The 16,230-nt window shown below is 39.6% G+C and carries 10 protein-coding genes; 3 read left to right on the top strand and 7 right to left on the bottom strand.

The genetic code is table 11. From position 1 onward, the window contains the following. Nucleotides 1-138 precede the first annotated feature (138 nt). Together G7062_RS02355 and G7062_RS02350 are read left to right on the top strand one after the other, a co-directional pair. Nucleotides 139-1,197 carry a bifunctional glycosyltransferase family 2/GtrA family protein gene (locus G7062_RS02355; RefSeq protein ID WP_166064321.1) on the top strand — a complete coding sequence of 353 codons (1,059 nt, stop codon included), beginning with the start codon at nt 139-141 and terminating at the stop codon, nt 1,195-1,197. Further along, complete coding sequence (locus tag G7062_RS02350) at nt 1,190-2,911, top strand: hypothetical protein (RefSeq protein WP_166064320.1); 1,722 nt, start codon at nt 1,190-1,192, stop codon at nt 2,909-2,911. Before G7062_RS02355 ends, G7062_RS02350 begins: the two co-directional genes overlap by 8 nt. Nucleotides 2,912-2,954: 43 nt before the next feature. Here G7062_RS02350 and G7062_RS02345 read toward each other — a convergent pair whose 3' ends face one another. The 6 genes from G7062_RS02345 to G7062_RS02320 all read right to left on the bottom strand — a co-directional run bounded on the left by G7062_RS02345 (nt 2,955) and on the right by G7062_RS02320 (nt 14,276). Next, complete coding sequence (locus G7062_RS02345; protein WP_166064319.1) at nt 2,955-8,603, bottom strand: endo-alpha-N-acetylgalactosaminidase family protein; 5,649 nt, start codon at nt 8,601-8,603, stop codon at nt 2,955-2,957. Nucleotides 8,604-8,768: 165 nt separating this feature from the next. Continuing rightward, nucleotides 8,769-8,936 carry a hypothetical protein gene (locus tag G7062_RS02340; RefSeq protein ID WP_166064318.1) on the bottom strand — a complete coding sequence of 56 codons (168 nt, stop codon included), beginning with the start codon at nt 8,934-8,936 and terminating at the stop codon, nt 8,769-8,771. Continuing rightward, nucleotides 8,908-11,100 (bottom strand): 1,3-beta-galactosyl-N-acetylhexosamine phosphorylase, encoded by a 2,193-nt coding sequence (gene gnpA, locus G7062_RS02335; protein WP_166064317.1) that lies wholly within the window; start codon nt 11,098-11,100, stop codon nt 8,908-8,910. Before gnpA ends, G7062_RS02340 begins: the two co-directional genes overlap by 29 nt. An 8-nt stretch (nt 11,101-11,108) precedes the next feature. Then, nucleotides 11,109-11,990, bottom strand: coding sequence for a carbohydrate ABC transporter permease (locus G7062_RS02330; protein WP_166064316.1), 882 nt, complete (start codon nt 11,988-11,990; stop codon nt 11,109-11,111). Nucleotides 11,991-11,999: 9 nt separating this feature from the next. Beyond that, nucleotides 12,000-12,896 carry a carbohydrate ABC transporter permease gene (locus G7062_RS02325; protein WP_166064315.1) on the bottom strand — a complete coding sequence of 299 codons (897 nt, stop codon included), beginning with the start codon at nt 12,894-12,896 and terminating at the stop codon, nt 12,000-12,002. 66 nt (nt 12,897-12,962) lie between these two features. Continuing rightward, nucleotides 12,963-14,276 carry a carbohydrate ABC transporter substrate-binding protein gene (locus G7062_RS02320; RefSeq protein ID WP_166064314.1) on the bottom strand — a complete coding sequence of 438 codons (1,314 nt, stop codon included), beginning with the start codon at nt 14,274-14,276 and terminating at the stop codon, nt 12,963-12,965. Nucleotides 14,277-14,461: 185 nt separating this feature from the next. Between G7062_RS02320 and G7062_RS02315 the strand changes: the two genes are divergently transcribed. Next, on the top strand, nt 14,462-15,283 hold the full coding sequence (locus tag G7062_RS02315) for an AraC family transcriptional regulator (protein ID WP_166064313.1): 822 nt from the start codon (nt 14,462-14,464) through the stop codon (nt 15,281-15,283). 25 nt (nt 15,284-15,308) lie between these two features. On the opposite strand, the gene G7062_RS02310 is transcribed toward G7062_RS02315, so the two are convergent. After that, a complete protein-coding gene (locus G7062_RS02310) occupies nt 15,309-16,133 on the bottom strand; it encodes a CdaR family transcriptional regulator (protein WP_166064312.1) in 825 nt (274 codons plus the stop codon). Nucleotides 16,134-16,230: the final 97 nt, after the last annotated feature.

The raw sequence follows: 16,230 nt of genomic DNA, 5'->3' as shown, positions 1-16,230 counted from the left end.
CTCGTGTTTTCCATTCTTTTCTGAGGAGCACGTTATTTTTTCTGTGAATTTGTGAAAGAATCGTAAGATTCTCGTCCCATGACTATGGTAAAGTTTAGTTAACGGACTTTTCACGACTATAAGAATGGAGGTAATTCAATGCAGCATTTTGCAATCGTACTTCCCGCATACAACCCAACAGAACTTTTACTTGAACTTATTGATGATTTACATCAACATCCGGATTTTGGAAATCATGTGAAAATTGTTGTGATTAATGATGGGAGCAATCCAGAAACACAACCCATATTTGAAGCAATTCCTAAAACTCACGGAATTAAACTTTTGGTGCATAATGAAAACAAAGGAAAAGGCGCCGCACTGAAGACGTCATTTTCCTACCTTTTGGATACACACATTATTGGTGTCGTTACTGCTGATGCTGACGGGCAACATACACCTCATGATATTTACCGTGTTGCAGCGTCTCTAAATGAGAACCCAAGTTCACTCATTATGGGAGAGCGTGATTTCAATTTGGATGATATTCCACCAAAAAGTCGTTTTGGCAACAAGATCACAAGTTCTGTTTTTAAAGCAAGCAGTGGTGTTGCCTTGCATGATACACAAACAGGTTTAAGAGGGATTCCCTATAATTTCATGAAGGATCTCTTACACGTTAAAGGTGACCGCTATGAGTTTGAGATGAACATGCTTATGGAAGCCGCTAAAAATAATATTTCCTTTGTTTCAGTACCCATCGAAACAATTTATTATGGAAATAATGAGCAATCCCACTTTAAACCTGTACGTGATTCCATTAAGGTATATTCTGCATTTTTCAAGTTTCTCTTTAGCTCTGCCTCTTCCTTTCTAATTGACATCGGAATTTTCGCATTGGTGCGCTACTTTCTACTCGCACACACGACCCATGCAATTATGATTGCGACGCTTGTCTCACGGGCTATTTCTTCGTTATATAATTTTGTGATCAACGAGAAAGTAGTTTTTGCAGGCGATCATAAGAAACATGCAATGGGACGTTATTACATATTGGTTGTGGTACAATCCTTAACTTCCGGTGCTCTGGTTTCTGCTTTCTACGCACTCTTGGGACATAAGGTACTTGTCATCAAGATTCTTGTTGATCTTGTATTATTCTTAATTAGCTATCAAATTCAAAGACGCTGGGTTTTCCAAGGTAAGCACAATGATTAATATCCTGCTAATGATTGGCTTAATGTTTATTGCCGCAATTAATATTGCGAAGCTTACCCACAGATCCATTGCATCATCCATCGCCATTCCTTACATGATACTCATCCTCTTACACTATGGGTTTGGAATTTTTAATTTGCTCTCATTTGGATACTATCTCTCTATGTTCTTACTTCTTATATCGTTCGGTTTTTTTATTTTGAAGATACGCCACGACGTGAGCCTTAATGATTTTAAAGACCCCGCTATTGTTTGCTTCTTGATTGGGACAGCAAGTATTATCCTGATGAATCGCTTGGTTTCAGTTTCACTATGGGACGAATTCTCTCACTGGGGATTAACCGTAAAGAATATGTTTACGACCAATCAGTTGTCATCATTCAATCCTGAACGCATTCATTTTACAAACTACCCTCCCGGGCTTTCACCATTGCAGTATTTCTCCATGCGCATCACGGGATCACTCACGGAACCAAACATGTTCATCATTACCAATGTATTTAAATGGTCCATATTAGTGCCTATGTTTGGTTACTGTAAGAAATTGAATCTCAAAAGTGCAGTGATGATGATTCTTCTATTCACGATTCCAGTCTATTTCTTTAGAAGTTATTATTACTCACTTTATGTCGATGAGATTCTGGGACTTCTTTTCCTCTATATACTCATTGGATATGCCAAACATGAATCACCCTTTACCTTGAACCTGAGTCTGGCAATATTTATGCTTATCATTACCAAAGATTCGGGACTCGGCATTGCACTCATTGCTCTTCTTATCGGTATTATCACGCGCAACCTTTCGCGCAAACAAATTCTAGGAATGGGATTGGTCTTAATCCTCACAAAATTCTCCTGGTCAATACATCTCAAGCAAGTTCTTCCCGCGACAGAAGCCGCCCCAGGAAATTCGAGTATTGACGCAATTGGAAAATTCTTAATGGGGAACGGACCGACATACCAGTACGAGGTTCTGGCCAATTTTATACAGGCAATTGTACCCGCACTTTTATGCATCCTCGTCTTAGGTCTAACAACTCTTTTAATCATCAAACAAAAACCACTAAAGAAGCTGAGTTTCGCAATTCTTGGATTTACATTACTTTATTTAGTTGGTGTATTATACCTTTATGTATTCATTTTTACTGAGTATGAAGCAGTGAATCTTGCTTCGTTTGATCGCTATACATATACATTGATTTTCCCGCTTGTACTCTATTTTATTTTCATAGCCTCAATGCGAGATTCCTTTACACTATCCCGAAAATGGTTACTTCCTTCTCTCACTCTTGGTTTACTAGTATGCTCAACAATTTATGGTTTTTACCTCTCCAAGCTAACCAGTGTACGAACCCAACAAGACCACGCGTTAGTTACCGCCACACACGGTTTAGACAATGCACGCGTATATTTCATTGCTCAGGACACTGTTGGTTTTGAATATTGGAAATCACGCTACAGTTTGCTTCCCAATACAATCAACCCACCCTTTTCATGGTCACTTACTACTGATCCTGATAAAACAGGAAATTGGACGGTAAGGGTCGATTCTGAAGACTGGTATCAAGATATTCTTAAAAACTATGATTATGTTTATATTTATAATGTCAGTGACGAATTTCAAAAAGAATTTGGTGAGTACTTTAATAAAACACTCTTTAATGGGACACTCTTCAAAGTTAATGAAATATCTCTTGAACTCGTATCTGAATAGAGAACAGAAAGAAGAAGTTGGAATCTTGCGATTCCAACTTCTTTTAGTCTTCTTTCTTGTAACGTCTCATTCCATACCATAACATGCTACCTGCAATAATCGCAAAGATACCAAGAAGTACCATCGTATTTTGATTACGAACCCCGGTAGTTGGTAGCGTTTTATCGGGAACGACTGGATTTACAATGCTAATCCGCTTCAAACCATCATGGGCTTGCTGCAGTTTTATTACCATTGCATCCACGGATTCTTGACTTGCATTTGTATCATTTAGAATAATGCGCGCCTCCGCATAGATTGATTGTAGCGCCGCCCACGACTCTGGTGTATAAGCTTTCTCATCATAACTGTCAATTTTTACAATGAGTGCTGCGAGCACTGACTTGTCCACCGTTGATGGCTCAGATTCGACCAAAGCATCAAATGCTGCCCTGAGGCGCAATACCATTGCATCTACTTGCGTTTGTGTTGCTGATGGCGCTGTAAGCAAGAGTACACTATCGTGATATGCTGCAGTTAACAATGCCCAGCTCTCGTCTGTATATGCGCTCGAATCGTAGGTATCATACGCATTGACGAGTTCTTGTAGTTGTGTCTTATCCACAACAGTTACCGGAACAAGTGAATCATATGCGTCATTTAAGGACTGGGTCATGGCATTCACATCGTTTTGATTTGCACTTGTAGCATTAAACAGAACGACTGCTTGATCATAGACCGAAGTCATACTTGCCCAGGATTCCACAGTATAATCAGATTCATTTAAAGTAGTGAAGATTTGAATGGCATCATTTAGAGCTGTTTTATCGACAGTGTCGATACCATAGTTTACAACAATCGGTGCAAATGATGAGATAGGAGCACGCATCATTCCCGCATCTACTGTAAACGTTAGGGGCACAAGATCCCCATTTTCCGTTTGTTGGTAAACCCCATTGACAGTTTCCAGACTTCTGAGGGTTGTCCTAACAGGTACCATGACTTCAACACTGCGTCCCTCTGGTAATGTCAGTGCTTGATCTTCACGTTGTACATTAAGCGTAAATACATCAACATCCATGCCTTCATGATTTGTTTCAAGTGTCGCTTTCAATGTCTCATCAAATGGAGCACTGAACGTATCGGTTGTCTTAAGTAAGTCTGCGCTTCCGCTAAGTATAACGTTTGTCACATTGTCTTTTAATTCAACCGTATCAACAGATTCAATACGTTCAACTCGTACATTATCGAGCATAATATCTTTGTAACTTCTAAAGTTTGCTTCCTTATCTGCGGAACCTTGAAGATTCGGCGCCGTTGATGTTGAGAAAATACCAAACCATGTCTGACCTGTCGGTGATGCAACGATTTCAAATTCATAGGTCTTGGCACCCTCATCAAAGAGGGTTGCGTTGAGTGGTGTTTTTACTTCACCTTGTCCCATCTCACCATCACCTACAATTAAAGCGTAAGTCCCTTCAGACCCTGCTTCATAATCGAATGTGATTTTGTATTTTTGGTTTGGTTCAAAGCGAATATTTTGAGGAATCGTTTGGTAAACCAAGCGGTTTCGTTGGGTAAGACCATTCGTCTTAAGGGACCATTTGCCATCAATGACATCGCTGATTTGTTTTTGATTCCAACCCCGTTGCGTAAACGGTGCATGCAATTCCGACAAGTGGGTTCGATTATCCTCAACACCTTCAATATTACCGACTACAAATGGGTAAATTCCTTGTGCACTGTTTTCAAAGTCTTGGAAGAAGGTTGTGTTATTTATATGCGTATTACCTTCATTCTCTGTTATGCGGACGTCATCAAAGTAGGTTGCTTGATCACTTGCATCGCGCGCAAGGGTCAGTGTAACTTCACCACTATCTGGCGCAGTAAAGTATACAAACATATTTTGGAAATAACTGTTGCCGTTAACAGTTGAAGAATTCGTATTGTGTGCATACGCTTTGACGTAGTTCTTAGCAATTGATCTCAAGGTGTAGTTTTCAACAACAGTATCGCCAAAACTTACTGAGATACTTGCTTTGACATCACTGCGATTATCAACCCCAACATAGGCAACATAATTTTGCCCAGGGGTTAAATCGGTAAGTACTTGAGACACACGCGTTTCCGTAGTATTACCAGTGATTGCTAACATGTCGTTTGATGCTTGTGATTTAACAACACTTGCACCATCCCCTGTTACACTCCATACATCAAGATTTTGTGTATTAAAACCTGGATCAACAATATGTGCTCCCTCACCATACGTTACTGTTTCTTGTGCCTGTTCGCCTTTATAGATTGAATATGGAGTACTTGCAGTTGCATCGAGTGTAATTGCACCATCAATTACAGAAACTGTATCAATGTATTCTTTACCGGTTTCAGTGAGCTTGTAGACAACGACATCACTTACATTCCAATCACTTGGAATTGCCCATGTTGAAGTTCCACCTTGAGTATTAAAGTGGTAGAGTTTTTCATCATTTCCTGTTAGAGGATTTCCATTCTCATCCCAATTCCATGGTAATAAGTAAGTTTCTCCATCAAGGACTAAGCGACCATTTAATGTCATTGTACGTGAACGATAATTTGCAATATCATTTGCGTAGTCATTCGACTTACGCGTTACAACGACACGGTCTCCTTGTTCATTAACAAGGCTAATCTCCATTTCAGGAACCCATGAGATTGGTTTTCCATCAGGATTCGTCATTGAAACTGCATCACCATTTACCCAACGATTTACTTCATAGTGTTGAAGAAACTTAGTCGGCACATTGGTTTTAAAGAGATTCTCAATATAACCATCGTAATTGTTACGCCCTTGCCATCCTTCGAAGTCCTTCATATCATAGCCACCCAACAACGGGTAGTCTGCTGCCCCAGAATATGATGGATAGTTTCCAACCCATGAATCACGTTGCTGGTTGTAGATAAATCGGCTCACATTGGAGTTGACTCCCTTAAGTGAATAGCCACCGTAGGTTAAATCTGCTGCCCAGTGTTGGAACGTTGAATCGGGTTCAAATGCATAGCCCCATTCACCACCCAAACGCCATCCTTGGTCGTGAATTTCTTTTGCGAGCTGGTGGCTGGCCCAGGCATTATTGTCGCCCGATTGACCATTACCCCAGACATCAACATAAATCCAATCAAGTCGATCGCCAACGGCTTCTTTAAGTTCCTCAAATCGCAAGCGTCGTCCATTGGCTAAGTCATAGGAAGCGTCGATATTGATTCCTTGATCAATCCAGTTCCATCCATAGTTATAGGAACCATCTGCATTCTTCCTTAGAATATTTTCACCAAAGTACTTGGATTCCGGATAGGTTTCTGAGGCATTAATATGAATGCCAATCTCAGCACCGTACGCTTTTGATGCGTCAAGAAGTTGACGAAACTCCTCCAATCCCCCCATTCGCTCACCAATATTTGCATAATCTAAGTGACCTGAGTCATGACCTTCACTTCCGTACCCTTTAAGAAGAATTGACTGGCCCAGTCCATCTGTATGAAGATTGATCTTCTTGATTCCATCCAACGTCATCAAGAATGGATTTTGAGCATGCGAACCGAAGTTCATGGCAATACGATATGCCACTAAATCCTTCACATTTTCGGCTCCAATTGGTGAGTACATGATGTTTCGATAGGCAATTGCGCCATCCTGCCAATCCACCACATTATCATTATTTGCATCACCGGTAATTACCACTTTTACTTCGGGAAGTTCCAAGGTATCATCACCATACATGACATCACGATGATAGATCCAAGGTGTACTGGATAGGCCAACGGAGACGCTTTCTTTAAACTCTTTTGCACGTGCATTGATTCGTGTAAAATCGCGATTTCCACCTCCAGCTGAGTATTGCGTATTTGAGTAAATACTTGCGGAAAGTGTATCATTGGATACGATTCCGTACATGTAATTTGCCGCAAAGTTTCGTGTTGACGCATCAACATACGTTAATGTATCACCATTAACTGTTGTGTTTGTCGACATGACTGTACCCACGATATTTGCATTGGCTTGATCGGATTGAACCGATACCAAACTGTGATTTGGTATTTCGATTGTACGAATAATTTGTGCATTACTTGTTTGATCCTCATTATGATTGACGATTTCCGTAATTGTAAATCTCACGGTATGGTCCTTCACAGTGAGCACTGCTTTAAGTGTTGCATTTATTGAAGCCGATGCATCAACGACATCTAAGATATAGTCTGCCTGCGTATCACTTACGCGCGTGAATGACACGGTTGGCACAATATCGACATCGTTGATACGAATCGTGTCAATCTTTGTAGGTTGACCCATCATAATATCGCCTGATGTCATCGTATAACTTAAGATTCGCGGAAAGCCTTCATCAATTTCTACTGTCATCGATCCAGTTTGGAGCGTGTTTGTAATGACACCTTCGTTGTTTGGATCTTCTGGACGTTCAGGGACCAGTTTTGTCACATGGATGTTGTCGAGATAGACTGTAGCAACTCCACGATCCTTTACAAATCCAAAGGCTCCCAATCCGGTTTGCATATTGGTCATCTCGTTTTCAAGAATTTTAATGTCATCGATGAAAAGCGAGATAACTTTTCCTTCAACCCGAACTTTCCATCGATACGTTTCCTCTGGCTCAAGTTGTGTAGCTGTTGTGGTTGATGAATAACTGCTGTTCACACCATAATGCTCCGTAAAGTACTGATTCATTGCATCACCGACAGCTGCATATGCAAATGATGTTGCATCCTCATTCCTAAACATCGGGCCGAATCGTTTCATGACTGCATCAAATTTCATATCAAAACTCATCTCGAAATTCTCAAGAAGTGGTGTCTCACGGAAACTTAAGAGTTGACGACCTGTTGACTTGAAATCGATTTTCATCTGTTTGTTTCCATCGATATCAACAATGCTGGTTTCGATGTCACCAGTTTGAACTGTAAACATATCTTTGAGTTCTTGATCCGTAAGTGCTTCAAAATCGACTACTAAATCATAAGGATCGTAAATATCCAACACCGGTCTTTCAAACCCTGGATCAGGAATGATAATGTTTTCTTGGTCCACAGCCTTAATACGGACTGAAGATAACTCCGAACCATAGGTCCCAAGTTTAATATTAATGCTTTGTGATTTTTCTGAGAGTTGATCGATAACATCGACATCAACCATTTTATCAAAAAGCATATCCCGCTCTCCCGCATCACTTGTATTCCATGCGAGGAGTTTGTTGTCCTTCAATGATATTTCAAGCGTATTCTTACTGTTAACTGCCGGTGCTGGAATACGCGTGGTTTTCATATAGTCACCAACGCCATCTATTTTATACTCCCAGAACCATCCGCCAATATCATAGCCGACAGACAAATAGTTAGCCTCATCTGTGTAATATAGGAATACAGCAAAACGATTCTTACCTGATTGTGGCATAAATTCAAAGATTGTATTGCCCTCTTTGCCATTCATAACCCACTCTGTTGTTCGCGCAAAAATTGCTGCATTGTCGTTATTGCCATTCTTTGTTGTTGATGATAAGTCATAATAACGAATGCCCTCATCAATTGCCTCAGTGACCGTCCCCTCACTCTTGGAAACTGAGTACCACTCTGCACCATCTGCTATCAATCGTGTGGGATTGGTAACCACCAATGATATCATCATGACGACAGAGAATAAGTATGCGAAAATACGTTTTCTCATTGCCTTCCTCCTTGGCTCATTGCTGAATTTAATCAACAATATTGAACTAATTCAAGCATAGCACGCTTCACTATGAAAGCGCTTTAAGCATTTTGTTGTCTATTGTTGTATTCTTGTTTTTATCAAACTTTCGCAAAAAGAAAAACCTCTTGATTTCTCAAGAGGTTAGCGAAATTTTCGATTGTAGTCGTACATAAGAAAGAGTAAAATACCCAGTCCTACGACCATCCAGAGTAAGTTCATCATACCAATCGTTCGTTGATTGATTGTAATGAGTGCTACACCCACAACAAATGCGATGAGCTTAAGAATTATAAGTAATGGTTTCTTCATTCAAATCACCCCACTTAATTTCCGAACCTTGTAATGTCAACGTTTGTAGCGTTCCACTGCCATCATAAACATCAGTTGTCTGAACCTCAGCAGTATTGTTTACAATCACTACCTTACCACTGCTTGGGTAAACATTAATTTCACATTTTGGGTTGCTAACAAAGTAGCGTTTCAGGCTGTTCTCTTTTCCTGATGCATAATAAATACTGCGGAGTAAGATACGGGTATTGTCGAAACTGTATGGCAACCCCATCAGATATACACCGCGTCCTTTACCGTACTGATGTGAACTCACAACCACATTTTCGTTTTCCATATGGGCAATTTCAGTTTGCGCATGTGTAGCGTAAATGTTATTGATTTGTTCACCGAAATTCATACATCCTTGCAGGTCTTCAGTAATAAAGTGCGCATCCAATGGCGTTTCAAAATATTTATCTGTGGAAAGCGTAAACCCGCGCTCACGTTCGACACCAAGTATATCCGCAAGTTGGAAATAGCGACCGCCTTTTTCGTAGGCACTGGGTTCTCCAATACCAATCAACCCATGCCCATCATGGACCCATTTTCGGATTGTCGTTAACAACGCTGGATTGTCCCAACGATTGCCTCCAGAGAAAGCCGTGTTGGCATCACCTGCGTTGATAATTACATCAATGTCTTCTGGAATTCCTTCGAGAATATCATCAAAACTGAGGAATACAACTTCCATATCCATACCGCTTAAACTTTCCAGAACTCCTAAATAAGAATAGATTTGTTTGTAGTGAAGTGCATGTGCAACCATGAATGCTTGCCATGTTCGTAAGGAACCCCAATCATTTAGGATTGCAACTTTAAATTTGCTGAGTGGCTTCGCGTTCTCGATGTGATCAAGTATTTCTCTGAATTCCTCGGTAATCGATGCAATCAAATCGACAAACTTTGGGAATTTGTAAGCAAGACTTGGATACCCACCATAGCCAATACGATGCAGTGGTTTTCTGAGAAGTGCGCGACGTGCACCCACCCAATTGGTCAGTGCTTCATCTATGATTGCTTGATCATTTCCTTCAAAGAATGTATCTGGGAAAAAGTATGGTAAGAAACGTCCCTCTGTATATTTAACATGGGGAATGTCGGCGATAAGCCGTAAAGTCGCGCCACCTCCAACACTACCAACAACACCATCCAAACCAATCGATGCAAAGTATTTCCCATAGGGTTCTGTTCCAATCCAGTTATCACCCAAGAACATGACTGCTTCACGATTATAACTGTGAACAATATCTACGAGTTCTTTTGCTTGTTGAGCTACAAACTGTTGTTGGAAATCAATGTAATCACGGTATTTTTGCGTTGGTGTGCAGAATGTTGAATTATAGGTACGTCCCATGATGAAGTCTTCTGCAACCAAACGGTAACCGCGCTCTTTTTCAAAAGCATCCAATGCTGCTGGAGATACACTGGATCCATAACCAAACCAATCTACAAACTTTTCTTTGCGCTTATCATTGAAGAAAAGTGTGAAATGGTAGAAGAATGTCGTAAAACGTACAACATCCGTTTTGGGATTTGTTTCCAGAAATTCTATCAACGAATCACGCATAAACTGATATGAGTGCGGTTGGCGAACATCAAAGGGAATTTCCTTGTCCTTATCACCCCAATCATTGGTAATATGGTTGTACATTTGCGTTGGGTCCCAAATCATATAACTTAGAAAGTTAACGCTGTATTCATGAAAGGGTGTTGTCTTTTGGATTGTGACGGTATTTGAACTTTTATCGACCGTCCATAGGTCTGTTGATACAACTGTATTCGTCGTGCGATCATAGACTTGCCACCATACTTTTGGATCATGGATCGTATCCGGTTTGATTTGTTCTAAAAGAAATCCTTCTAAAAAATGAATCGTTAATGATGTTTCCGTCGCTACAACATAATCACTCGAAAGGAATAGTTGTTGTGCTTCGTCGAGATGTTGCAATGCGAATTCATTGGCGCCTCTTGCCACAAAGTATGTCGTATAGATTTTAGCGTCAAGGTCTTTAATCGCATCATCCAATTTTGTTCCATCGCTATCACGCAGTGCATCAGCACCCCAACGACTCATCAAGTCTTTTGTCTCCTCAAGGAAGTTATTTTCGCTTGGTAGGGTCACCCGACCTTTTGTTTTTGTCATTATTTCACCTAGTCTTTCAGTCCACCAAGGGTCATCCCTTGGGTAAGTTTCTTCTGTACGAATATATATAAAATCAGAGTTGGTAACATAACGATAACCAAGCCAGCATACATTGGGCCTGGATTCGCAGCACCACGAGACGCCTGTTGTAAGTTTATCAAGCCAACTGGAAGTGTCTTCATGGATCCGGGCATTAAGGTTAATGCAATAATATATTCATTCCAGAAAGATAAGAAGTTAAAGAGGATTACTGTGACAATACTTGGCTTGGCCATCGGAATCATCACTTTTACCATTGTTTGAAAATGAGAAGCACCATCGATGTAGGCTGCCTCTTCATAGGCCTTTGGTAAGGTTCTAAAGTATCCTGTTAAGAGATAGATTGTAAAAGGTAAGGCCGTTGCAGCGTAAACGAGTGCAAGTACCAGTCGATTGTTTAGAAAGATATCACCGCCAACTACTGCCTTTGCAGCATTATTCATCCGCATCAACATCAAAAAGATGGGAATTACGATATAGTTTACGTTAATAAACAGACCTGCCATAAACAGACCATTAATCGGCTTCTTCAATTTAAAATCAAATCGTGAGAGTGCGTACGCAGCGGGTAGCGCAGTAAGTAATAAAATAAGAATTCCCAACCCTGTCACGACAATCGAGTTTATGAAATAATCACCCATTTTTGCATCGTTGAATGCCTTGATAAAGTTTTCAAAATAGAAGGCATCGGGAAATTTCCATGGATTCATAAAGAATTCTTGCGGTTGTTTTAGTGATGCTAAGAATACCCAACCAATCGGTACGATTATCGAAATCCCCAAAGTAATGAGGAAGACATAGATAAATAACTTATAAACAGATTCTGTGGATAATTTTTCAAGTTTTTTCATCGGTTCCTCCTACATTTGAATCGTATCACGCTCAGTAATTTTATTTACAATTGCTGAAAGCGCGAACGAGAAGATAAAGATAATGACACCAATTGCCATACCATAACCATACGATGCATTGTCGTATGCTTGCTTATAGAGGTAACTTAAGAAGACCTCACTCGCACCCCCAGGTCCACCACTGGTGAGCACTTTTACAAATAAGAAACTCATATTGATTGTAGATATAACAAAGAATGTTAGGGTTGTTCTCAGATTTGACCAAATCAGTGGCAATGTAATCTGGAAGAACTGTGTCATCCGTGATGCCCCTTCGATCTTTGCAGCCTCATAAAGGTGCTCGGGTATACTACTGATACTTGCCATATACATAACCATGTAGTAACCAATGGCTTGCCAAATCATTGCACCTGCAATTGCATAGAGCACGATTTTGGGATCCCCAAGGAACTGAATAGACTCATAGGTTTCGGGTTTAAACAATGAAATGATATTGTTCAACAATCCCCCAGTGTCGACAGCATATATTTGGGCAAATATCGCTGATATTACCGCAACCGATAAGATATTTGGGATATAAAATATGACACGGAAGAATCCCTTTCCTTTGACATTCTCGCGGACAAGAATATTCGCAAAGACGACCGCAAATCCAAATGTAATGATGGTCACAACAACAATCAATAGAATTGAATTTTGGAAAGACTGTAGGAATTTTGTATCCTGAAACAAAGTTATAAAGTTGTTCAGCCCAACAAATGTCTTTGTTTCTGAGAGTCCACCCCATTTAAACATCGACATGTAGAAGATGTTGAGGGTTGGATACACCATAAATATTGCAATCAGAATCAAGGCAGGTGTTAAGCATCCAATTAGAAATCGTTTTTGAGTTTTTTTCTTGTTCATAATGTCACTCCAATCATAATAAGGCGATGAATTGAACATTCACCGCCTTCAATCACATGTACACTTTTATTTATTGTATTTTGCAACAGCATCAAGAACTTCTTGATACCATTGATCAACTGTTTTTTGACCTGATACAACTTCGTTTACGGTTCCATAGAGAATACCTTCTGATGATGTTAAGTCTACACCTTCAACTGGATCTTTTGATGCAAATCCAACCGAGTTCGCTTTGGCACCATTATCATAAACGCTATAGAAGAGTTTGAGATCACTGCCTTCTGGAATGAAGTCAATTGCTTTCTTAACGGGTTGAATTGCACCGCCATTTTCCGCGAAGATTTGAACTGCTTTATCAGAGTATAAGAATGTAATAAACTCTTTCGCTAATTCAACATTTTTCGCATCACTTGGAATGTAGACTTCTTCTGTAAACGTTGATGCATACGTATCACCTGTTGCACTCACTTTTGGAATTGAGATAAATCCCCATTCGAATCCTTCAGCGCGTGGTGCATCTTTCATTTCCCCTGGTAACCATGTTCCATTTGGAATGAAGAGTGCTTTGTTATCCAAAATAAGTTGTTGGTTCTTTGTGAATCCTTCGCCATTTGCTTGGGATACAGTATCTTTATGTGTATATTGTGCAAGTTTTCCAACAATTTCAAAGGCTTCTTTTGTCTGTGGACTTGCCCATGCTGCTTCATCATAGTTCATGAGTTTCGCATACATTTCTGGTCCGACAACATTATTAAGCAATGCTGAGAAGAATGCATCAAAGTATCCTGTTGTTGGATAGGTAAAGAGTGCGATTCCTTCAGCCGCTGCCTTGTCACCAAGTGCGAACATTTCGTCCCATGTTGTTGGCACTGCCCAACCTTTTTCATTGAACAATCCTTCATTAAAGAAAAGTCCTGTTGGCGCAAAGAAATGTGGTGTTAGATATGTTTTATCATCGCCATATGGATTCGTGCGCAATGTATTCAAGACTCCATCTTGGAGTTTGTCTTTCACAGCTACATCCTCACCAAAAACTTTCATATCAAGTACATCTGTGATTTCTAAGATTTTCTTTTCCGAAATCATAGTATCTGTTAATTTTCCTTTTGATCCGATTGCAAGATAAATCACATCCGGAACATCACCTGCTTGAATTTGTGGTCGCAATACATCCTCAATATTTTGTACCATTTCAAGTTCAACTTTAACGCCTTTTTCAGCGGCAAATGTATCAACAACCTTTTGCCAGCCTTCTTTTCCATAACCACTTTCAAGTCCCGCTACCTTTAGCGTTACCTCTTCGGATGGCTTATCTCCATTTGATCCACACCCTGTAAGAATTAATAAGAGTGCTAAACCAGACACAATTAACTTTTTCATACATGTTCCTCCTGTATAGTCCTATCATAACCGACTGTAAGCGCTTTGCCTATACGAATATTGTTCTCGATTTGTAGTATCTTGCTTTTTTATCAAAACTATAATATTGTTCTATTATTTTCGTTACTAACATTGCCTATTTTACCATAGCACCCTATAATTGAATTATACAAAGGAGCATTATTATGGTCATCGATACAGTAAAAAATATCACGAAATCGAAGTTTCTCTACATATCAACCTCTCATTACGATGTTGATTGGCACTCTACACTTCATTCTCATCCCTTTACTGAACTTTTCTATGTAATACGTGGTCAAGGTAGTTTTCAATTCCGTGACCAAACTACTGTACCTGTCAAAGCTGATGATATGGCGATTATCAACCCCAATGTTTTACATACCGAAATTAGTGATCCTGATAACCCATTAGAATATATTGTTGTTGGAATAGATGGTGTAGCCTTTTCAATTGATGAACATGACACTGGATTTTCGATTCATAACTACTATAAACACAAACACGATATTCTCTTTTATCTTAAGTCGATTCTTGTTGAAAAAGAAGATTGCGACTCCTACTCTGAAATGATTATCGACCATTTACTCAAGACATTACTCATCAACGTTATTCGCCGTACGTCTGTATCGTTAAATATTTCCGATGAAGACACTTCACTCAATCATGATTGTATTTTTATTGAGAATTACATTAATATTCATTATCGGGAGAAGATAACACTTGACCTGCTTGCATCACTCACATTTATGAATAAATATTACTTATCACACATGTTTAAGGAGCACTCGGGGTATGCCCCAATAGATTTTCTCCTTAATAAGCGAATCCATGAGGCAGAAAAGCTCTTGGCTAATACCGATTTATCCATCTCACAGATATCAGGAATTGTTGGTTTTGGATCATCGTCTTACTTTTCGCAGTACTTTCGAAAAGTTCATAACATGTCTGCAAGTGAGTATCGAAAAATGCATCGCGTACTCCTGTAGATACAAAAGGCACCTTTAATGGTGCCTAAATATTCATCAAATAAACCATCAACAGGTCATCATAATCACGAAGATTAAGGCCTGTCTTTTCTTTGAATCTATCAATTCTATAATTTAGCGTATTTCGGTGAATGAAGAGCTGATTTGAAGCTGTACTTAGGTTTCCACGACTCTCCCATAACGCTTGGATCAAAAGTCCATCCTCATCTTCATTAGAGATATTCCGTTTCAAATTGCGTGCGATTTCTGAACTGTGAATTGCTGGTCCAATCCAATGGCGAAGCCATGAACTTTTAAATGTATGGACTCGTGGGTAATTCTCAAGTGTTTTAAAAATTTCGATTTCCTCATTTCCACATACATTTAGTGATGACTCATCGAAATAGGTCTGACCAATATACACTGATGCATTGATTCCAAAGTCTGAATTCATGGCCATGATCTGTCCCATAACAACTTCAACATCAATAATTTCCTGGGCAATAATAAGGGCTCCACTAGATGTTGAAGTATAAAATGCCTCTATGACGGTTTCAAAAAGTGATTGAAATGTCTCCAACCATAAATTCGCGGATTCGGGAATTGTGAGTAAATGAAATTGAATAATTATAACCCCTTCATTCATCTCAAAGGTAATTGGTTTTTTCTGAGTCAGAAATTGTATCCATGGCGATGCTTCATCCGTTTGCGCGATAATGGTTTCAATCAACAAACGTTCGGTTTCACTCAGATTCTGTGTCCCAAGACTGTAGTAAAACTCCCCATACCGAACGCATAATGTGTCCGGCATATCGTTAGGTTCAGATGATTTTTCAATCTGTGGGTAAATGGATAACAACTGTTTGAGCATTGGTTCACCTCCTTGCACAAAACATTTGGTTAAGTTGACTATATCATAACATAAAGCGCTTACTTATAATGTACTTAGATACACGGAGGTCATGAAT

The organism is Erysipelothrix sp. HDW6C (assembly GCF_011299615.1).
GTDB lineage: Bacteria > Bacillota_I > Bacilli_A > Erysipelotrichales > Erysipelotrichaceae > Erysipelothrix.
This window is presented reverse-complemented; position numbering and strand designations above follow the sequence as displayed.